This window comes from Pseudomonas sp. GW822-FHT04C11 (genome assembly GCF_058800905.1).
Genome location: NZ_JBXAMS010000011.1, coordinates 18,639 through 39,453 on the forward strand (window position 1 = coordinate 18,639; position 20,815 = coordinate 39,453).

Sequence of the window (20,815 nt, forward strand, 5' to 3'; positions counted from 1 at the left end):
GAAGGATCAGCTTTACGGCAGTTCATTATTATTATCTCCAATAAGCTTCGAAGACCGCGCTGACGGCGGTTGTGTCGATTATTGGAAACCCGTGTAAGTTCGCGTTGAACGTAAAGATCAAAGATGTAAAAAGTCGTAACGATCTTGTATGTCAGGCGTTCAACAGCTCGGCCAGCGTCTGTTGCGAATGCTGCAATTGCTCATGCACCTGCGGCGCCAACGCCCGCAACGCTGACTCATCGTTGACCAGCGCCGCCTCTTCCAACAAACGCAGCACATTGGCCAGTGCGCGAAAGCCCAATGAGTCGCTACTGCCAGCCAAGCGATGCGCCAGGTGGGCGACTTCGGTGCAATCGTCGGCCTCGATGGCCTCCGTTAACGCCTCTTGATGCTGAGTGATCGAATTGCGCAACACCGCGAGCAATCCCTGAACCTTCTGCTCACCGAGCAAGGTCCGGTGAGTCTGTAACAGTGGCCAATCCATCGCCTCGTTATTGGGTTGCGGCTCGGGAATTGGCGACTGCCCGGCCAGCGCCTGCCGCAGGTTTTCGAGCTTCAAGGGTTTGGCGAGAATGCCGTCCATGCCGGCATCCAGATAACCGCGCACCAACGCCGGTTGCACGCTGGCCGTCAGGGCGAAAATCCGGCTGTGGCGGTTCGGCCCGGCGCTGCTGCGGATCAGTTTGCACAGCTCGACGCCGCTGATACCCGGCAGGTGCACATCGAGCAGGATCAAATCGAAGGTCTGGCTCGCGCATTGCGCCAGCGCCTGTTCGGCCTCTTCGGCGAGCCAGACCTGATGCCCGTCGCGTTGCAGCAAGCCGCTGACCACGTCACGGTTCAGCGCCACGTCCTCGACCACCAGAACGTTCAGCACGTGACCCGCTGCGCTGCTCGACACTACATCGATCATGCCGGTGGCCGGTTGCAACGTCAGCTCGAACCAGAAACAGCTACCCTGCCCCCTCTCGCTCTGAACACCGATCTGTCCACCGAGTTGCTCCACCAGGTGTTTGCTGATGGACAGGCCCAGGCCGGTACCGCCAAACCTTTGCGCAACATCTTCGCTGGCCTGAGTGAAACGTTCGAAAATCTTTGCCTGCATCGCCGGAGCAATGCCGATGCCGTTGTCGGTCACGCTCAGCCGCAGCCGTTGGCCGGTTTGCCCCGAATCTTGCGCCAGCAACGTGACTTCGACGCTGACCCGCCCGCCTTCGGTGAACTTGATCGCGTTGGCCAGCAGGTTGCTCAACACCTGACGCAAGAACTGCTCGGCACCGTGCTGCCGGTCGGCGACCTGCGGATCGATCCGGCAATGCAGTGTCGTGTCGTTGCTCAGCGCACGCGGTTCCAGCAGCGTCAGCACCTCGTCGAGCAAGTGCCGGACCGAGAAATCGACCGGTTCCGGGTGGGTTTCACCCTCTTCCAGCCGGGCGAAATACAGCACTTCGTTGAGAATCGTCAGCAACCCTTCGCCGGCCTTGTACAGCGCATCCAGACGTTTACCGTCGCGCTCGTCAAGACTGGCGCCACGCAGCAACTCGGCCATGCCGAGGATGCCATTGAGCGGTGTGCGCAGTTCGTGGCTCATGGTCGCCAGAAACCGCGACTTGGCGAGGTTGGCCGCTTCGGCTTCGTCCTTGGCGCGCATCAGGCTGGCCGTGCGGCGCTCGACCATTCTCAGCAGTTCATCGCGGTTATCCTGCAACGCCAGGCGATCGGTTTCGCGCCGATCAATGTCACTGAGGATCGCCCGGCGCATATCGTCCAGCGCATGGGCCACCGTGTCGATTTCGTCTTCGTTGACGCCGCGGCTCTTGTCCAGATGCAAAGGCTCATGCCACTCACCCGCCGCGATGCGCCGGGCAAACCCGGCCATGACTTGCAGGTGCCGCGTGACCAACCGGTAAAACAACCCCGACAGCGCCACCGCCAACCCGCAGAGAAATACGCTCATCCACAACAGACTGGTCAAACCGGTGGCGAACAGCCGCTGATGCACCGCGCCCAGATCGGTGCTGACTTCCAATTGCCCCAGATGCCGCACGGGACCTGCCGGCGGTTGATAGTCCAGTTCAAAGCGCTCGACACGCAACGGTCCGATCGGGGCCTGGTTGCCTTGCAGCAGATCGAAGTCCGGGCTGGTCAGACGAACCCGAGCCACGTCGGAAAAATCCACCAGGCCGCGCAGTTGCACATTCAACTGTTCCTGGTTCAGGTCCCAGAGGCTGCGCTCCAGGCTGGCCAGGTAACCGGCGCGAATCAGTTCCATGCGCGAGTCGATGTCACGCATCTCGCGGCGGTACTCGAAATACAGTTGCACGGTGCTCGCCAGTACGGTGAAACACAGGCTGAACAACAGAATGAACAGCAGCAGGCGCCGCAACAGTCCGCCGGGCCGTGCGCGGATCATTGCGCATCTGCCGGCAGGTTGATCATGTCGCGGTAGGTGACTTCACTTTCGTTCAGCCAACGGTCGATGTCCCCGGCATCGACCATCCGCTTCAACTGCGCATCGATGTCCGGCATGCGGCTGGCCAGCGGAGAACGGCGCGATACCGCGACCCGCAGATAATCCACGCTCAAGGCGTTAGGCAAGGCCACGATGTCTTGCGCCCCTGGCAGGTTTTCGACGTACAACTGCCCGGTGCGCCGTTCCGATGTGATGAAGTCGATGCGCCCGCGAATCAGTTTGCCGAAGTTCTGGCTAGTGTCGGACACCCATTCGATGTTCTGGTGTTCGGCGACCAAGCGATCGAAATCCACGCCGTAGCTTTCACCGAACAACAGCCCTCCACGGTAATTGGCCAAGTCCTCCAGGCGTTCGAACTTCACCGGATGCTGACGATTGGTGAACAGCGCGACCTCTTCGCGCAACACCGGCACCGTCGAAAAAACCATGCTCTGCTCGCGTTGCACAGTGCTGTAGGCCAGCACCACGTCGACCCGGCCCTCGGCAGCGTCCAGCAGGCAGCGTTTCCAGTTGCCCAGCACGACGATCTCGACCTCGTAGCCCAGTTGCCCGAAAAGGTTTTTCACCACGCTGGGGGCCAGGCCGCGGACCTGTTTGCCGTCGCTCCAGGAGATTGGCGGGTACACCGGATAATCGCAGTAGCGAACCTTTCCCGCCGCTATCGCGCTGTTGGCCACCATTGCCAACATCAGCCAAAACAGCCGCAACATATGGCTCAGGCCGCGACGCTGGCGGTGAACAGGTAACCGGCGCCGTGGATGGTGATGATCAATTGCGGCTCGGCCGGATCGTCGTTCAACTTGCGCCGCAAGCGCCCGACCAGCACATCGATGGAACGATCGTTGGGCACCCACTCGCGGTTGCGGATCTGGTCCATCAATTGGTCACGGCTCAAGGTGTGGCCGCTGTTGCGCAGGAATACGCTGAGCAACTGGTACTCGCCATGGGTCAGCAGGGTTTCGCTGCCAGAGCGGTCGATCAGCCGTCGGCGGTCAGTGTCCAGCGCCCAGGCGGCGAACTGCTTGACCGGCCGAGGAATCGCTGCAACCGGTTGCGGCGTCTGGGCATGACGAACCCGGCGCACCAGGTTTTTTGCCCGGGACACCAGTTCGCGTGGATTAAGGGGTTTGATCACATAGTCATCGGCGCCGCATTCAAGGCCGACGATACGGTCGATTTCATCGTTACGGCCGGTGATCAGAATGATCCCGACTTCCGAACGGACCCGCAGCTCCCGGGTCAGGGTCAGGCCGTCCTTGCCCGGCAAGCGAATATCGAGCATCACCAGATCGACCGTCTGGCTCGCCAGAAAGGTTTCGGCGAGTTCCGCCGTGGCGGCGCAATGCACCTCATAACCTTCCTGGGACAGGTAGGCGTGCAGCAGTTCGCGAATCAGCGGATCGTCATCGACGATCAGTACCCGAGGAGCCATCGCTTGGAATCCTGCGTATGCCCGAAGGCGTGTTTCTTATTAGAGTTTTTTCCTGCACCGGCGCCAGAGAGTATCCATTGCTGAACGGGCGATCAACAGTCAGTCGTCTGCAAGCAAAAACGCTGGCGCCCACCGGCCTGTAAACCGTCGACCCAGGCTTCGCAAATCTGCATGCCCTGCTCCGGGGTAAAGGTCCCCGGGTTGAGTCCCGACTCCAGCCACAAGCCGTCGAGCAAGGCACTGAGGCTGATGGCCGCAAGATCGGCGTCGAAGTGTTCCCAGCCCTCCTCCTGCGCCAACTCCATCAGCACCTTGCGCAGTACGCCGCGGTACTCGCCATAGGATTGATCGTGCGCCTGGTTGATTGCCTCTGCGGTCTTGACCGCGCCCCAGAACGCCAGCCAGGCGTCCAGCAGTTGCGGGTCCAATATCTCGGCGGAAAACGAGCCGCGGAAGAACGCCGACAAACGCTCGCGGGCATTCGGTGCAGCCTGTTCCATGGCCTCGCGCAGCAGGCTCATGACTCGTCCGGTGATCGACATGTAGGCTTCGGCCACCAGTTCGTCCTTGCCCGAATAGTGATGGCTGATCAGCCCGACCGAAACCCCGGCCTCGGCGGAAATCTTGCGGATCGATGCGCCCTGGAAACCATGCCGCTTGAGGCACACCAGCGTCGCCTCGATCAGATTGGCCTTGCGCAACTCCGGCTCCATGCGGGAAAAACGGGCTTCCTGACTCATGCGCGACACTCTCCTGGATCAATCGTTGGGGCCACGGTCGGGAAGACCGCGAGCTAAACGACTGTACAGCAAGAGCGACAAAAGTCTCCAGCGTCAGATCCCGGGTTTTCCCGCACGGCTCGGTCAGTCGCCCCGTTGCAATTACTTGCTGGCCCAGGCGTTGAAGCGCTCTTCAAGCTCCTCGCCGTGATCGACCCAGAACGCCACGTTCATCGACAGTGCACCCTTGAGGTTTTGCGGCGCAGTCGGCACCCATTGCGCCAGTTTGCTGTCCAGTCGCGCTGCGGCCTGGGTATTGGTCGGGCCGTAGGGAATCTGCTCGACATACTTGACCTGGGCATCCGGCTGATTGGCGAAGGCGATAAAACGCTTGGCCTGATCGACGTGTCTGGAACCCTTGATGATCGCCCAGTAGTCCATGCCGTACAGGCTGCCCGGCCAGACCAGCCCGAGGTGACTGCCGCTTTGCGCAGCAGCGGCCACCCGCCCGCTGTAGGTCGAGGTCATCACCACATCGCCGGCGGTCAACCATTGCGCCGGTTGTGCACCGGCTTCCCACCACTGGATATGCGGCTTGAGTTCAGTGAGCTTGGCGAACGCCCGGTCGACGCCTTGCGGGGTGCTCAGCACCTTGTACACGTCCTCGACTTTCACCCCGTCCGCCAGCAAGGCGAACTCCAGGTTGTACACCGCACGTTTGCGCAGCCCGCGTTTGCCGGGGAATTTCTGCACATCCCAGAAGTCGGCCCATGAGGTCGGGGCCTGCGCCAGCTTCTGGGTGTCGTAGGCAATCGCCACGCTCCAGACCAGCGCGGCGGAACCGCATTCCTGCGCGGCCTCGGGGATCAACTGCTCGGCGTGTCCCAGAGCTTTCCAGTCCAGTCGCTCGTACATGCCTTCGTCGCAGCCGCGCATCAGGTCCGGGCCTTCGATCTGCACCACGTCCCAATCGACGTTGCCGGTGTCGACCATCACTTTGATCCGGGCCATTTCGCCGTTGTATTCGCTCTGGATCAGCGTGCTCCGATCCGCCGTGCTGAAGGGTTGGAAGAACGCCACATCCTGGGCTTTTTGTCCGGCTCCGCCGTAACCTACCACCACCATCTCCGGTGCTGCCTGAGCGTTGCCAAGGCCAATGGCCAGGGTCAACAACAAGGGATAAAAACCGTGCTTGAGCGTGTTCGATTTCATCAGTGGTTCCTCGTGCAGGTGTCACTCAGGCAATGCCGGCGTGACCCATTTTTTATTGTGGTGAGGTTCGCCCCAGGAGTGGGCGCCAAAACAAGCTACTGCAAGCATCAGTAAAAAAACAAGTTGATTTTTTACTGGCGGTAAATTTCTATAGGGCAATAATAACAACGCCGAAAACCCGGCCTTTCGGCTTCAGCCCGCCTGGAGTACCCGTACCATGCCGACCTCGACCCCAGCCTTTGCGCATCTGTTCGAACCCTTGCAGATTCGTGGCAAACGCCTGAAAAACCGCATCATGTCCAGCGGACATGACACCTCGATGCCCACCGACAACCTGGTCAATGAACAACTGATCGCCTATCACAAGGCGCGCGCCGAAGGCGGTGTCGGGTTGATCGTGTTGCAAGTGGCCGGTGTGCATGACAGTGCGCGCTACACCTCGCATGTGCTGATGGCGACCGACGACGCCTGTATCGAGGGCTACCGGAAACTTGCGCAAAGCTGCCACGCCCACGGCACCGTGGTGCTCTCGCAGATCTTCCATCCGGGACGCGAGATCATGGAGTCCAGCGATGGCCTGCTGGCGGTTGCCTATTCGCCTTCGGCAGTACCCAACGAGCGTTTTCGGGTGATGCCGCGCGCGCTCGATCAGGCGATGATCGACGAGATCGTCGCCGGTTATGGTGCCGCTGCCAGGCGCCTGTATCAGGCCGGACTCGACGGCGTCGAAGTGGTCGCCAGCCATGGTTACCTGCCGGCGCAATTCATCAACCCACGGGTCAACCGCCGCACCGACGACTACAACGGTGACCTGCAACAGCGCCTGCGCTTTTTGCGCGAAGTGATCGCCGCCGTACGCGCCAACACCGACGAGCAGTTCATCATCGGCTTGCGCATTTCCGCCGATGAGCGCGACCCTGAAGGGCTCACCGAAGACGAGTCGCTGCAAGCCGTCCAATCGCTGCAAGCGCAGCTGGATTACGTGCACATCGTCGCCGGCACCTCGGCGTCGTTGGGTGGCGCGGTGCATATCGTGCCGCCGATGGCGATCGAAGCCGCCTACCTGGCCAAGGACGCCGGAACCTTCAAGGCCAGCCTGAGCATTCCGTTGTTTGTCACCGGGCGCATTAACCAGCCACAGGAAGCCGAACTGATTCTGGCGCGTGGCCAGGCCGATGTGTGCGGCATGACCCGTGCGCTGATTTGCGACCCACAAATGCCCAACAAGACCGACGCCGGGCGCGCCGAAGATGTGCGGGCCTGCATCGCCTGCAATCAGGCATGTATCGGGCACTTCCACAAAGGTCTGCCGATTTCCTGTATCCAGCACCCGGAAACCGGTCGCGAGTTGCTGTTCGGCCACCGGCAACCGACCACCCAGCGCAAACGCATCATGATTGCCGGCGGTGGTCCGGCCGGAATGAAAGCCGCTGCCGTGGCTGCACAACGCGGGCATGAGGTGACGCTCTACGAGGCCAGTTCGCAACTCGGTGGGCAAGTGCTGTTGGCGCAACTGTTGCCACGGCGCAGCGAGTTCGGCGGTGCCAGCACCAACCTCCAGCGCGAGATGGAACTGGCCGGCGTGCGCGTGGTGCGCAATACCCGAGTCGACCGGGCGTTGGTTGCGCGCGAACGGCCGGACATGGTGATCGTCGCCACCGGCGCCGAGCCCTACTGGCCGGCGTTCGAACGTGGCGGTGAGTTGCAGGTGGTGGACGCCTGGCAGGTGCTGCGCGATGAGGTGCAGATTGGCCGTTCAGTGGTGGTGGTCGACTGGCGGTGTGACTGGATCGGCCCCGGCATTGCCGAACGCCTGGTGCGCGCCGGGCATCAGGTGCAACTGGCGGTCAACGGCACTCATTGCGGGGAAAACCTGCCGCTGTACGTGCGCGATCAACTGGCCGGCGAACTGCATAAGCTGGGCATCCCGATCACGCCTTATGCGCGGCTTTACGGTTGCGACGACAACACCGTCTACTTGCAACACACCGCCAGCGGCGAACCGATGCTGTTCGAAAACGTCGATACGCTGGTGCTGTGTCAGGGCCATCAGCCGGTGGACACCTTGGGTCTCGAGCTGCAAGGTCTGGTGGAGTTTCGGCGGATCGGTGACTGTCTGGCCCCGCGCACCGCCGAAGAAGCGATTTATGAAGGCTTGAAAGTCGCCTGGGAGCTTTGAGGCTGTTTATACTCCGGGTCCGTATAACCTGTGGGAGCGTGCTTGCTCCCACAGCGATTGCGCTCATCAGCCCGGTTCGGAACTCACCATGAGCAACAACAGCACGACACAGCCCGCAACCGGCAGCGCCGAACCGCATTTTCTCGGCACGCGGATTCGCGGCCTGCGCAAACGTCGGGGCATGACCCTGGCGGAGCTGGCGCACATGAGTGAGTTGACGGCAGGCTACATCAGCCAGCTCGAACGCAACCTCGCCTACCCCTCGATTCCCGCGCTGTTCAACATCGCCCGAAGCCTGGGCGTGACCATCCAGTGGTTCTTCGCCAGCGAAGCCAACACCGCGCCCGAAGACCACGGTTACGTGGTGCGCAAGAACAGCCGCATGAGCGTGCATTACGAAGACGGCATCGTCGACCAACTGCTGACCCCGCAACCCAACCGTCAGCTGGAAATGCTCCACTCACGCTTTCCGCCAGGCACCTACAGCCAGCACAGCTACAGCCACGAAGGCGAAGAAGCTGGTTATCTGCTGTCGGGCACTTTCGAGTTGTGGGTCGCAGAACGTCATTTCCAGCTCAACGAAGGCGACAGCTTCAGTTTTTCCAGCCAGGAACCCCACCGTTATGGCAACCCCGGCGACGTCGATGCAGTGGTGATATGGGTGATTACCCCGCCGACATTTTAACGGCGCAGGCGCGCATTCGGCTGAGTGGCGCAAGCGCGCTTCAAGGTGTCACTCGGTAATTCCTTGAACAGCGCCCGGTAGCTGCTGGAAAACCGCCCAAGGTGCCAGAACGACCAGTTCATCGCCACTTCGGCCACCGTGGTGTCGGTCGCGGTGCGGCTGAGCAATTCGCGACGGGCGCTGTTGAGCCGGCGCAGGCGCAGCCATTGCGTCGGCGCCATGCCGGTGTAGGTCTTGAATGCGTGTTGCAGCTGGCGCAGCGAGACTTCGGCGACCTGGGAAAGCTCCAGCAAATTGAGGTTCTCTTCCGGCGTATCCGCCGCCCATTCACCGATCCGTTTCATGATCGCTCGCTCCCCTGTCCGGCGCTGCAACGCGCCCTGGTCCAGGCACACGCAGGCGTTGTCGAGAATAAACAGGCAGTCGTCCAGCAGCTGTTGAGTCAGCGCGTCCTTGCTTGGCGGATCGATGGTGTGCGACAGCCGGGTCAGGGTGCCGCTCAGCCAGCGGCTGAACAATGCGTTCTGCTGCGAGTTGAGCGGCGCCATGAACAGGCCTTCCAGCCGCTCTACATTCAATCCATTGCGCTGAACGAATTCCGGGCCGAACACCACGGCCACTTCCTGATAGTTCTCTGGCGTGATCCAGATGTTGCGACTTTCGCCGTTCAGCACATACAGCGCGTTGTCACTGCGATCGAAACAGAACGCCAGCGAACCCGGCGGCGCGCTGAAATTCTGCTCGACGCGGGTGTTCATGCACTCCTCGTAAATCTCCACGCCTTGCAGGTCCAGATAACGCACCAGGCCTGCGAAATGCCCGGGCGACATCTGCTGATAGTGCTGCACCCACCCAGGCGTCGCGCGGATCTGTTCGGCGACATCAGCGGTGTTGAAAGCCTGCACGTGCAAGGGGTTTGACTCTGTCATGGAATGACCTGTGTGCACTTTTTTGGTGCGTTTTGGTTCTGCTTAAAGTGGATAGATGGAACGAAACGCGTCGACCAAGATAGTCGTCAACGCGCTACAGGGAAAGTCTCTCGCCACTTGTACGAGATGCAGAGACCGACTCTGGCGCTGATAAAACCAACAACGAGGTCTTTATGAATGCCCCTTTCGATCAGCTGTCTTCATGGCTGAAAGAACACAAGATTACCGAAGTCGAATGCGTGGTCAGTGACCTGACCGGTATCGCTCGCGGCAAGATAGCGCCCACCAACAAGTTCCTGCATGAGCGAGGCATGCGCCTGCCGGAAAGTGTGCTGTTGCAAACGGTAACCGGGGACTTTGTCGACGACGACATTTACTACGACCTGCTCGACCCTGCCGATATCGACATGGTTTGTCGGCCGGACTCTTCAGCGATTTACGTGGTGCCGTGGGCCATCGAGCCGACCGCCATCGTGATTCACGACACTTTCGACAAGCTCGGCAATCCGATCGAGCTGTCGCCGCGCAACGTCTTGAAAAAAGTCCTCAAGCTCTATGCCGACAAGGGCTGGCAGCCGATCGTGGCGCCGGAAATGGAGTTTTACCTGACTCAGCGCTGCGAAGATCCGGACCTGCCGCTCAAGGCGCCATTGGGTCGCTCGGGCCGCGCCGAAAGCGGTCGCCAATCGTTTTCCATCGATGCGGCCAACGAATTCGATCCGCTGTTCGAAGACGTCTACGACTGGTGCGAACTGCAAGGTCTGGACCTCGACACGCTGATCCACGAAGACGGCCCGGCGCAGATGGAAATCAACTTCCGTCACGGCGATGCGCTGGATCTGGCCGACCAGATCACTGTGTTCAAGCGCACCCTGCGCGAAGCGGCGCTCAAGCATAACGTCACCGCGACCTTCATGGCCAAGCCGATCGGCGACGAACCGGGCAGCGCCATGCACCTGCACCAGAGCGTGGTCGACATCGCCACCGGCAAGCCGATCTTCGCCACAGACGACGGGCAGATGAGCGAGCTGTTCCTGCACCACATCGGCGGCCTGCAAAAGTACATTCCGAAACTGCTGCCAATGTTCGCACCCAACGTCAACTCGTTCCGCCGCTTCCTGCCGGACACCTCGGCACCGGTGAACGTCGAGTGGGGTGAAGAAAACCGCACCGTGGGGTTGCGTGTACCGACTTCCGGTCCCGAGGCCATGCGCGTGGAAAACCGTTTACCGGGCGCCGATGCCAACCCGTACCTGGCCATCGCTGCCAGCCTGTTATGCGGATACCTCGGCATGATCGAGCGCATCGAACCGAGCGCGCCGGTGCAGGGCCGCGCCTATGAGCGACGCAACCTGCGCCTGCCGATCACCATCGAGGATGCACTGGCGCACATGGAAGACTGCCCGACCATCGAGCGTTACCTGGGGGCCAAGTTCGTCCGCGGCTACGTCGCGGTCAAGCGCGCCGAGCACGAAAACTTCAAACGGGTGATCAGTTCCTGGGAGCGCGAGTTCCTGTTGCTGAGTGTTTAACCCGCAGCGCTGATGATCGTTCCCATGCTCTGTGTGGGAACGATCAAACATCGAAAACAATCATTCAAAGGGGTGTCGAAATGCGTCTATTGAAATCAGTCGTTCCTGCAGCGCTCGCGCTGTTCTGCAGCCTCGGCGCGCAAGCGCAGCCGAGCGTCAGTGTGTACAACTGGACCGACTATATTGGTACGACCACCCTCGCCGACTTCCAGGCGAAAACTGGTATCAAGGTCATCTACGACGTATTCGACTCCAATGAAACCCTGGAAGGCAAACTGCTCGCCGGGCGTACCGGGTATGACGTGGTGGTGCCTTCCAACCATTTCCTTGCGCGTCAGGTCAAAGCCGGCGCGTTCCTCAAACTGGACCGCTCGCAGCTGCCGAACTGGAAAAACCTCGACCCTAAATTGCTGGCACTGCTGGAGAAGAACGACCCGGGTAACGCGCATTCGGTACCGTACCTGTGGGGCACCAACGGCATCGGCTACAACGTCGACAAGGTCAAAAAAGTGCTGGGTGTCGATCACATCGACTCCTGGGCCGTGTTGTTCGAACCGGAAAACCTGAAAAAGCTCAGCCAGTGTGGCGTGTCGATGATGGATTCGCCCGACGAAGTATTCCCGGCGGTGCTCAACTACATGGGTATGGACCCACTCAGCTCGAATGTCGAAGACTACAAGAAAGCCGAAGCCAAGCTGCTGACCATCCGCCCATACATCACCTACTTCCACTCCTCCAAGTACGTGTCGGACCTGGCCAACGGCGATATCTGCATCGCCTTCGGCTACTCGGGGGACGTGTTCCAGGCGGCAAACCGCGCCAAGGAAGCGAAGAACGGCGTGAACATCGCCTACGCGATTCCCAAGGAAGGCGGCAACCTGTGGTTCGACTTGCTGGCCGTGCCCGCCGACGCCGGTAACGCCAAACAAGCCCACGAATTCATCAACTACCTGCTCGAGCCGGAAGTGATCGCCAAGGTCAGCGCCACCGTCGGTTACGCCAACCCCAACCCTGCGGCCAAGCAGTTCATGGACGTGGAACTGGTGAACAATCCAGAGGTTTACCCCTCCCAGGCGGTGCTGGACAAGCTGTACATCTCGACCACACCGACAGCGGAAATCATGCGCGTGATGACCCGTTCCTGGAGCAAAGTGAAGTCCAATAAATGAATCAGATCGCTATAAACCTGTCGGCGGAACACGCCCGCTCCTATTACAACGCCTCGGCCAATGCGATGGTGCAACACCCGACGCTGACGTCGGATCTGCAAGCCGACGTCTGCGTGATTGGCGGCGGCTTTACCGGCGTCAACACCGCGATTGAGCTGGCCCAGCGCGGACTCTCGGTGATTCTGCTGGAGGGGCGGCGGATCGGCTGGGGTGCCAGCGGCCGCAATGGCGGGCAGTTGATCCGCGGCATTGGCCACGACGTTTCGGGTTTTGCCCGTTATGTCGGCCAGGAAGGCGTGCGCTATCTGGAGCGCGCTGGCATCGAATCGGTCGAGGTGGTGGGCAATCGCATCCGCGAGCATGGCATCGACTGCGACCTGCGCTGGGGTTTTTGCGAACTGGCCAACACACCCGCGCAATTCGCCGCGTTTCAGTTGGAGCAAAAAAACCTGGACGCCCAGGGTTATGCCCATGCAACCCGGCTCGTCAGGCCCGAGGACATGCGCCAGGTGGTGAACTCCGGTGTGTACGCAGGCGGACTGGTGGACATGGGCTCCGGCCATCTGCACCCGCTCAACCTGGTGCTCGGCGAGGCTCGGGTCGCCGAGTCGCTGGGGGTGCGGGTTTTCGAGCAAAGCCCGGCGCTGGAGATCATCCATGGCAGCACCGTGCAGGTTCGCTGCGCAGGCGGTACGGTGCGCGCCGGCAGTCTGGTGCTGGGCTGCAACGCGCACCTGGAGGATCTGGAACCACGGCTCAGCGGCAAGGTGCTGCCGGCGGGCAGTTACATCATCGCGACCGAGCCATTGTCAGCGCAGGCTGCCGCCGAATTGATCCCGCAGAACCTGGCGCTGTGCGACCAGAAAGTCGGACTCGACTATTACCGATTATCAGCAGACCGGCGCTTGCTGTTTGGCGGCGCCTGCCATTATTCCGGGCGCGATCCAGCGGACATCGCCGCCTACATGCGCCCGAAAATGCTCAAGGTGTTCCCGCAGCTGACCGATGTGCGCATCGACTATCAATGGGGCGGCAGGATCGGCATCACCGCCAATCGTTTCCCCCAGGTCGGGCGGTTGTCGCAGTACCCGAACGTGTTTTATGCCCAAGGCTATTCCGGTCATGGCCTCAACGTCACACACTGGACCGCGCGATTGCTGGCCGAAGCGATTCATGCCGGACACAGCCACGGCCTGGACGTCTTCAGCGCAGTGCCGCACATGACCTTTCCAGGTGGCCGTGCATTGCGTACACCGCTCCTGGCACTGGGCATGTTGTGGCATCGTTTGCGTGAGGTGCTAGGTTAATGACCATCGCCATCGAATCGTCTGGAGCTTCGGGCAATGGCCGCGATCGAGCTGCACCGCGCACAACGGGATGAACTGGACTGCATCGAAAACCTGATGCAGTTCTATCTGTACGACTTCAGCGAGTGGCTGCCGCTGACGATTGGCGCCCATGGATTCTTCCCCCTTCAGCCCATGCTCGACTACTGGCGAAAGCCTGCGACGCAAGCGTTCCTGATCAAGGTTGACGGAGATATCGCCGGGTTCGTGACGGTTGACGACGCAGTTCGTTTCGACGACGTGCAGTACAACATCGGTTATCTCTTCGTCAGCCGCCGCTATCGCGGGCGCGGCGTCGGCAGGTTTGTGGTGTCTGCCCTGCTCCAGCAGCTTCCCGGTCAGTGGCAGATTTTTCATATCGACGCCAATCAGCCGGCGCAGGCGTTCTGGTCAAAAATCATCCCCGAGCTGACCCAGGGTCAGTTCACTCTTCATCAGCTTCCCGTCGACGGCTACCCGTGCACGCTGTTCAAGTTTCGGTTCACTGAGGCTTGAGCCGCTGACTGCATCAAATCGGCAGGTAACGGCTGGCGAAGTCCAGTCCCTGCGTCCAGACTCAGAGCAATAGACGATCCCCAGCGCTGACGACTCGAGGCTTTGAGCATGTTGCTTTTCCTGTTACCTCAGGCTGACTACGACCCCACCGAAAGCAGCGTGCCTTGGCAGGCGTTGCATGACGCCGGAATCGAGGTGTGCTTTGCGACACCAAAAGGCTTGCCGGCCTACGCCGATGCGCGACTGGTGGACATCGGTTTCGGGCCACTGAACTCGCTACTGATGACCCGCAAGGAAGATCTTCAGTGTTACGCGGCCATGACCGCCGACGAAGGTTTCAAATCACCCATGGCCTACGCCGAAGTAGACCCCGAGCAGTACGAGGGGCTGGTGATCCCGGGCGGTCACGCCAAGGGCATGCGCAGTTTGCTCGAATCCGAAGACGCCCGGCGGATTGTCCGGCACTTCTTTGATGCACAGAAACCGGTTGCGGCGGTCTGCCACGGTGTCTTGCTGCTGGCCCGCACGCTGGATGCCGACAACGTTCTTTCGGTACTGCACGGGCGCAAGGTGACCGCGTTGCTGGCCAACACCATGGAGCTGCCAGCGTGGTGGATCACCGCGCCATGGCTTGGCCGCTACTACCGCACCTATTCGCAAACGGTGCAGGCCGAAGTCACCGCGGCATTGGCGAGCGTCCATGACTTCTTGCCGGGGCCAAGATTCTCGCAACGTGATTCGACAGAAAACCCGCAATGCGGGTTTATCGTGCATGACGGCAACCTGTTGACCTCACGTTGGCCGGGCGACTGCCACCGTTTTGCCGCGGAGCTGGTCAGCATGGTGCACCAGGCACGCAGTGTTCAGACCTCGCGCCGGACCGACCGGACAGTCGGCATGCATTGACGGCGGCGGCGCGTCTCACGCGCGCCCGCTGACCGACCACCAGCGCGGCAACAACTGCTGGACCTTGCTTTCGCCAAAGCGGTCATCGATCAGCATCACCACGCCTTGATCCTGCTGGGTACGAATCACCCGTCCGGCGGCTTGCACCACCTTTTGCACACCGGGAAACAGGTAGGTGTAGTCATAACCTGCACCGAAGATCGCCGCCATGCGCTGCTTCAGTTGCTCGTTGACCGGGTTCAGTTGCGCCAGCCCCAGCGTCGCGATGAACGCACCGATCAAGCGTGAGCCCGGCAAGTCGATACCTTCGCCGAACGCCCCGCCCAACACCGCAAAACCGATGCCCTGGCTGGTGGGTGTGAACTGCTCCAGAAAGGCCTGACGCCGGGCTTCGTCCATTCCGCGTGACTGTGACCACAGGTTGATCTGCGGCCAAGTCTCGGCAAACAGCTGCGCCACCTGTTGCAGATAATCAAAGCTGCTGAAAAACGCCAGGTAATTGCCGGGACGCTCAATGAACTGTCGGGCCATCAACTCGACAATCGGCGCAAGCGAGGCCTGCCGGTGCACGAATCGGGTGGAGATCCGGCTGACAATCTGCACCTTGAGTTGCTCGGCGTTGAACGGCGACTCAACGTCGATCCACACCGTGGTAGCCGGCAACCCGAGCAGGTCGGCGTAATAACGCTGCGGGCTCAAGGTCGCGGAAAACATCACCGTGCTGCGCGCCGCCGTCAGGCGCGGGCGGATGAAACCGGCTGGCACCACATTGCGCAGGCACAGCTGCGAAAGGCTGCGCGTGTTGCCGAGGTCGCGCTTGCTGATGTCGAACAGGAAATGTTCATCGAACAGTTCGGCGACCCGGCTGAATTGCAGCGCATCGAAATAGAAGCTCTGCACCGCAGCATCCAGCCCTTGCGGGTGATCGTTGAGGTAATCGCCAATGGCGGTCGTGCAGAGCGACAGCGCTTGCAACAGTTTTTCCGGGGCCTTGGCGTAAGCCTGATAAGGGCTTATCTGTGTTTTGTGCAGCGCGTTCCATTCACGGTTGACCCGCTGCAAGCTCTTCTTCAGCACCTCGGGGGCGCTTTTGCGCAGCGTATTCAAGGCGAATTGATCGAGGCTGGCGCTGTACATCTGCCGACCGCGCTCCACCAGGTTGTGGGCCTCATCCACCAGCACCGCGACCTTCCACTGGTTGGCCTGGGCCAAACCGAACAGCAACGCGCTGAAGTCGAAATAGTAGTTGTAATCGGCAACCACCACGTCAGCCCAACGGGCCATTTCCTGGCTCAGGTAATACGGACATACCTGATGTTCCAGGGCGATCCCGCGCAGGGCCGTCTGATTGAGCAGCGTCACTCGGCTCGCCGCCTCACGGGCCGCCGGCAGGCGATCGTAAAAGCCTTTCGCCAACGGGCAGGATTCGCCGTGACAGGCTTTGTCCAGGTGCTCGCAGGCTTTGTCGCGCGCAATCATCTCAAGCACTCGCAACGGTAAACCGTCGCTGCGGTCGACGATCACCTGTGCCGCATCCAGCGCCAATTTGCGTCCGGGTGTCTTGGCGGTGAGGAAGAACACCTTGTCCAGTTGCTGCGGCGCGAACGCCTTGAGCATCGGGAACAGCGTGCCGACCGTCTTGCCGATGCCTGTCGGAGCCTGGGCCATCAGGCAGCGACCGGTGCTGACTGCCTTGAACACCGATTCGGCGAGGTGACGTTGCCCCGGGCGGAAGTCCGGGTACGCAAAGCCCAGTACCTGCGCGGCCTGATTGCGCGCTTCGCGATGGGCCATTTCCTGCTCGGCCCACTGCAGAAACAGCCCGCACTGCAGCGTGAAGAAATGCTCCAGCTCAAGCGCGCTCCAGGTTTCGACCAGGCTGGTTTCCTTTTCGCTGACGATATCGAAATACACCAGCGCCAGCTTGATCTCGGCCAGCTGCAATTTCTGGCACATCAGCCAGCCGTAGATTTTCGCCTGGGCCCAATGCAACTGGCGGTGGTTGACCGGCATCCGCTCCAGTTCGCCACGGTAGGTTTTGATTTCCTCAAGGCGGTTCTGGTCGGGGTCATAACCGTCCGCCCTGCCCCTGACTGTCAACTGCCGATATTCGCCTTCGAGGGCCACTTCGTTTTGATAGGTCTCACTTCGCCGCGAAGCGACGGTACGGTGACCGACGATGCCTTCCAGGGCAGTCGGCGACGGGGTGAAACGCAGGTCGAGATCACCGACCTTGGCGGTGAACTCACACAGCGCACGCACCGCAACGCTATAGCTCACGCCTCGTGCTCCGCCCATTGCACATAACAGACGGCGATAGGCATCTGGTGCTGGTGGCAGAACTCCAGCCAGCGCAGTTGGTTGTCTTGCAGGCGATCGCCCGGGCCTTTGACTTCGATCATCCGGTAGGTCTTGTGCTGCGGCCAGAACTGGATCAGGTCCGGCATCCCGGCACGATTGGCCTTGATGTCCAGCAACAGGCGATTGAACCAGTGCTTGAGGTGTTCGGCCGGCAGACAGTCCAGCGCATGCTCAAGCAGCTCCTCGGTCAGCACGCCCCAAAACACGAAGGGTGACTGCACCCCCGACTTGGCGCGAAAGCGCTGGCGGATGGTCTCGGCATAACGCCCATCGTCCAGCTCTGCCAGGCACGCCTGGAACAGATCGGCACGCCGGGAATGAAAATCCTCGCTGAGCAGGTCCACCGGCCCACGCTGGAATGGGTGAAAAAATGCGCCAGGCAACGGTGCGAAAATCGCCGGCCAGCAGAGCAGCCCGAACAACGAGTTGATCAGGCTGTTTTCGACGTAATGCACTGGCGCCGTGGGTTCATCGAGATGAGCCTGGACGTAGAACTCAACGGACAGTGCCGGGTCGATTCGCGACAGACTCAAGTCCAGGCGCTCAACCTCGCGCGTCTTGACCCGAGGCGCTGGCGGGCCGCCGAGTTTACGCCGCAACCGGGGCAGAACCCGCGACAGCTGTTGTTGCTCGGCGGCGCTCTCCGGCGCGTGTTCGGCGTGGGTCGCCAACTCCAGGGCCAATTGAAACTCGGCACAACGTTCCAGCACCCGGATCAAGCGCAACCTGGCGCCGGGGTACGCACATTCGCGGTAGATCGTCAGCGCTGCCGGGAAATCAGCAATGCGCTCGCAGTGTTGCCCGATCTGAAACAGTAGCTTGGCGCGTCGCCGTTCGAGCCAGGGGTTGGCGGTTTGCAATATACGGATCTGTTCGACGACTTGTTCCAGCGGCTCCCCGGCTTCAAAACGCAGTTGGCAATCGTGCAAATAGAGAAACGCCTCGACGTCGTCACGACTGCGCAAGCCTCGGGATTCGGCGCAAAACTCGACTTTCTCGTAGGTAAAGATCCCAAGATCCGCCAGGACAAACTCCGACCAGTCCTGATACAGGTTGCCGAAGAACATCAGCCGCAGCCGATCGCACAGGTCCATGATGGTCAGGCTCAATAACCGGTCATCCAGCGTCGGGCACCAGTTCTTGAAGGGCTGCGCCTCGGTGAACTGCTCGCTCAGTGCGGCCAGCCACTCGGACTTCTTCGCTTTGGGGTGCACGATGGCCGTGCTGAAGCACTGAAGGATTTCCGGTTTAAGCAGCACCTCGAACAGTTGCTCAATCGACAGTGGCGCCTGTTCGTAAACCCAGCCAAGGGTCAGCAAGGGTTCTGCCGCGCTGGCGATCTCGCCTATTTCGGCGTAATGCAACTTGCCGAGGCGAAAATGCTCGCCCTTGCGCATGACCATCCTGACCAGCAGTGCCTGAGAGGCGCGCGGCAACTGGCCAAAATCAACGATGAATTGCTGCTCCTCCGCGCTCAGCACATCGGCATAGCGCTGTTCAAGCCAGGCGAGCACTTGTTGGAAGTTGTTCAGGTAATAGAACGGATCTTCGAGCGGATTGACTGTCACGAATAGAAAGCGCCATGGCGAGCAGATACTGGTTATGCGTACAGATATCAGCTGAGCCCGGTGCTGGCAAACGGAAAAAGATCGGCGGCCGGTTTTGCGTAATGAAGGTCACCATGTCCGGCTCGTGTTACGGCTTAACTGATCGTCATCATTCGGTTTTCGACTTTTTCCGTCATAAACCGAACTTTCCTGGAGTGAGTGACACCAACAACGGTCGGTATCGAAATGACGCACCTGTGCGTCGAGACGATCAAAAGAATTCTGTAAGAGAGGTTTATTGATGAATATCCGTATTCTGAGCATGCCCTTGGCGATCGTCGGCTTGCTGGCATTAGGCGGTTGCGCGTCGCCAACGGTGGTGACGTTGCAGAACGGTACGCAATATTTGACCCAGGACACGCCGAAAACCAAAGGCACAGACGGTTTCATTGAGTTCAAGGACATTTCTGACGCCAAGATCAAGGTCAAGGCGGACGATGTCGCCACCATCCGCACCGGAAAATGATCGAAAGCCTCAGGGCATCTGCAATGCAGGGTCTTGCCCCGGGATACTGTTATCGCAGGAAATGACCTGCCCGCCGCGTCGCAGCAATTGCCCCCTGATGGTTTGGCAGCGCTCGTATTCCCGGGCATTCGCGTTGTCGATGCTGATATTGCCGGTCACGGGTGGTTGCTTGCCGTCACCCAGGCTCAGTTTCACCCAGGGTTGTTCCGGCTGAATCTGGAAACGGCTGTTCTCGGGTTCAGGCTCAGTCTGTTCAACCTGTGCGGGTGTTGGCAGTTGATCGGCGGTCACGCCATATCGATTCAAAATCGAGCCATGAGGCAACTCCTCAGCCATCGCGCCCGCCGATAACATCATCAGCGCTGCTGCGACTGCCTGCCTCTTGCTGTTACTCACTGTGTTCAATCTCCTGTTTCGGTTCACCGCGCCTGGTGTCTGTGTTGCTCGAAGGTGGCGCCCTCTGGAAACGCATGGCCTGCCCGGTGGTTTAATGCCATGGCAAAAAAAATACCGGGGCACACCCGCAAAATTCTAATTTACGCCTGGCTCACCGGAACATTGTGGCTATGCTTTTCAGAGTCGACGGGCGCTTTCCTGATCCCGGGGAAATGCTTTTGTCCGGTATTTGAGCCTGTCGTGTAGCGACAGGTCACCTTTTCCAATCAGAAGGAATTACCAGCGTGCAGCCCCTACAACGCCCATTGAGCGATAAGGACTTCGCGCTTCCCCTGCCCGGCTTCAAAGTTCTCGCACTGGCCCTTGCCGTCTTCGGGCTCAGTGCGTGCAGCAGTATCCACGCGCACACCACCGAATACGCGGGGGCCCAGCACACAACCGCGACGTCCCCGGACTCGGTGCAAATACTGCGTACCGCGCCGACACGACCGTACACGCGGTTGGGTGAAGTGATTCTGCACACACGCACGCAGCCGGCCCCGCCCGTCAGCGAGTTCGAGCAGAGACTGCGTGAAGAAGCGGCGAAAATCGGCGGCGATGCGGTGGTGGTGATCTACGACATGACCCTACCCATTTCGGATTACGTCAGCGTCGCGCTTCCGCTGGACCGGGATCTCCATTCCGAGCAGAGACGCAAGCTCAAGGGCATCGTGATTCACTATGAATAAACGCTGAAAAGCCCGACGCGAACCGCAATGCTGTTCACTTAAGGAAGTCTGGAGGCCTGAGAAATATCTGTGGCGAGGGAGCTTGCTCCCGCTGGGGTGCGAAGCGGCCCTGATTTGGGCCTGCTACGCAGTCCAGCGGGAGCAAGCTCCCTCGCCACAACTGCGGTTGTGCCTGAAACA

The 20,815-nt window shown here is 60.4% G+C and carries 18 protein-coding genes; 9 read left to right on the plus strand and 9 right to left on the minus strand.

The window, feature by feature from the left end; all coding sequences use genetic code 11:
• Positions 1–151 precede the first annotated feature (151 nt).
• The 5 genes from AC1RJ3_RS18535 to AC1RJ3_RS18555 all read right to left on the minus strand — a co-directional run bounded on the left by AC1RJ3_RS18535 (position 152) and on the right by AC1RJ3_RS18555 (position 5,836).
• Entirely contained in the window at positions 152–2,413 is a 2,262-nt protein-coding gene (locus tag AC1RJ3_RS18535) for an ATP-binding protein (protein WP_493079774.1), read from the minus strand.
• On the minus strand, positions 2,410–3,183 hold the full coding sequence (locus AC1RJ3_RS18540; protein ID WP_493079776.1) for a substrate-binding periplasmic protein: 774 nt from the start codon (positions 3,181–3,183) through the stop codon (positions 2,410–2,412). Before AC1RJ3_RS18540 ends, AC1RJ3_RS18535 begins: the two co-directional genes overlap by 4 nt.
• A gap of 5 nt (positions 3,184–3,188) precedes the next feature.
• A complete protein-coding gene (locus AC1RJ3_RS18545) occupies positions 3,189–3,905 on the minus strand; it encodes a response regulator (RefSeq protein ID WP_347926651.1) in 717 nt (238 codons plus the stop codon).
• A 92-nt stretch (positions 3,906–3,997) separates the two neighbouring features.
• Positions 3,998–4,645, minus strand: a complete 648-nt coding sequence (locus tag AC1RJ3_RS18550; protein WP_103314581.1) for a TetR family transcriptional regulator C-terminal domain-containing protein — start codon at positions 4,643–4,645, stop codon at positions 3,998–4,000.
• 141 nt (positions 4,646–4,786) lie between these two features.
• The gene (locus AC1RJ3_RS18555; protein WP_493079779.1) at positions 4,787–5,836 is read right to left on the minus strand and encodes an ABC transporter substrate-binding protein; all 1,050 of its coding nucleotides are present in this window, start codon (positions 5,834–5,836) and stop codon (positions 4,787–4,789) included.
• A gap of 217 nt (positions 5,837–6,053) precedes the next feature.
• Between AC1RJ3_RS18555 and AC1RJ3_RS18560 the strand changes: the two genes are divergently transcribed.
• Together AC1RJ3_RS18560 and AC1RJ3_RS18565 are read left to right on the plus strand one after the other, a co-directional pair.
• Positions 6,054–8,015 (plus strand): oxidoreductase, encoded by a 1,962-nt coding sequence (locus tag AC1RJ3_RS18560; RefSeq protein ID WP_493079781.1) that lies wholly within the window; start codon positions 6,054–6,056, stop codon positions 8,013–8,015.
• A gap of 88 nt (positions 8,016–8,103) precedes the next feature.
• Positions 8,104–8,700, plus strand: coding sequence for a cupin domain-containing protein (locus AC1RJ3_RS18565; RefSeq protein ID WP_054597331.1), 597 nt, complete (start codon positions 8,104–8,106; stop codon positions 8,698–8,700).
• On the opposite strand, the gene AC1RJ3_RS18570 is transcribed toward AC1RJ3_RS18565, so the two are convergent.
• Positions 8,697–9,629, minus strand: a complete 933-nt coding sequence (locus tag AC1RJ3_RS18570; protein ID WP_103314577.1) for a helix-turn-helix domain-containing protein — start codon at positions 9,627–9,629, stop codon at positions 8,697–8,699. The genes AC1RJ3_RS18565 and AC1RJ3_RS18570 overlap by 4 nt on opposite strands.
• Positions 9,630–9,802: 173 nt before the next feature.
• On the opposite strand from AC1RJ3_RS18570, the gene AC1RJ3_RS18575 reads away from it, so the two are divergent.
• The 5 genes from AC1RJ3_RS18575 to AC1RJ3_RS18595 all read left to right on the plus strand — a co-directional run bounded on the left by AC1RJ3_RS18575 (position 9,803) and on the right by AC1RJ3_RS18595 (position 15,077).
• Positions 9,803–11,161 carry a glutamine synthetase family protein gene (locus AC1RJ3_RS18575; protein WP_103314576.1) on the plus strand — a complete coding sequence of 453 codons (1,359 nt, stop codon included), beginning with the start codon at positions 9,803–9,805 and terminating at the stop codon, positions 11,159–11,161.
• A gap of 80 nt (positions 11,162–11,241) precedes the next feature.
• On the plus strand, positions 11,242–12,330 hold the full coding sequence (locus AC1RJ3_RS18580) for a polyamine ABC transporter substrate-binding protein (protein ID WP_054597328.1): 1,089 nt from the start codon (positions 11,242–11,244) through the stop codon (positions 12,328–12,330).
• Positions 12,327–13,637 carry an NAD(P)/FAD-dependent oxidoreductase gene (locus AC1RJ3_RS18585; protein ID WP_493079784.1) on the plus strand — a complete coding sequence of 437 codons (1,311 nt, stop codon included), beginning with the start codon at positions 12,327–12,329 and terminating at the stop codon, positions 13,635–13,637. Before AC1RJ3_RS18580 ends, AC1RJ3_RS18585 begins: the two co-directional genes overlap by 4 nt.
• A 36-nt stretch (positions 13,638–13,673) precedes the next feature.
• Complete coding sequence (locus AC1RJ3_RS18590; protein ID WP_347926637.1) at positions 13,674–14,171, plus strand: GNAT family N-acetyltransferase; 498 nt, start codon at positions 13,674–13,676, stop codon at positions 14,169–14,171.
• A 108-nt stretch (positions 14,172–14,279) separates the two neighbouring features.
• Complete coding sequence (locus AC1RJ3_RS18595) at positions 14,280–15,077, plus strand: DJ-1/PfpI family protein (protein WP_493079786.1); 798 nt, start codon at positions 14,280–14,282, stop codon at positions 15,075–15,077.
• A 15-nt stretch (positions 15,078–15,092) separates the two neighbouring features.
• Here the strand turns inward: AC1RJ3_RS18595 and AC1RJ3_RS18600 are convergent, their stop codons facing one another.
• The gene (locus AC1RJ3_RS18600) at positions 15,093–17,357 is read right to left on the minus strand and encodes an ATP-dependent DNA helicase (protein WP_347929982.1); all 2,265 of its coding nucleotides are present in this window, start codon (positions 17,355–17,357) and stop codon (positions 15,093–15,095) included.
• Positions 17,354–19,006 (minus strand): VRR-NUC domain-containing protein, encoded by a 1,653-nt coding sequence (locus AC1RJ3_RS18605; protein ID WP_493079789.1) that lies wholly within the window; start codon positions 19,004–19,006, stop codon positions 17,354–17,356. Before AC1RJ3_RS18605 ends, AC1RJ3_RS18600 begins: the two co-directional genes overlap by 4 nt.
• A 280-nt stretch (positions 19,007–19,286) precedes the next feature.
• Between AC1RJ3_RS18605 and AC1RJ3_RS18610 the strand changes: the two genes are divergently transcribed.
• Entirely contained in the window at positions 19,287–19,511 is a 225-nt protein-coding gene (locus AC1RJ3_RS18610; RefSeq protein ID WP_054597322.1) for a YgdI/YgdR family lipoprotein, read from the plus strand.
• 9 nt (positions 19,512–19,520) lie between these two features.
• Here AC1RJ3_RS18610 and AC1RJ3_RS18615 read toward each other — a convergent pair whose 3' ends face one another.
• Positions 19,521–19,907, minus strand: coding sequence for a hypothetical protein (locus AC1RJ3_RS18615; RefSeq protein ID WP_493079791.1), 387 nt, complete (start codon positions 19,905–19,907; stop codon positions 19,521–19,523).
• Positions 19,908–20,191: 284 nt separating this feature from the next.
• On the opposite strand from AC1RJ3_RS18615, the gene AC1RJ3_RS18620 reads away from it, so the two are divergent.
• Positions 20,192–20,635 carry a hypothetical protein gene (locus tag AC1RJ3_RS18620; RefSeq protein WP_256585097.1) on the plus strand — a complete coding sequence of 148 codons (444 nt, stop codon included), beginning with the start codon at positions 20,192–20,194 and terminating at the stop codon, positions 20,633–20,635.
• The last annotated feature ends 180 nt before the right edge of the window (positions 20,636–20,815 follow it).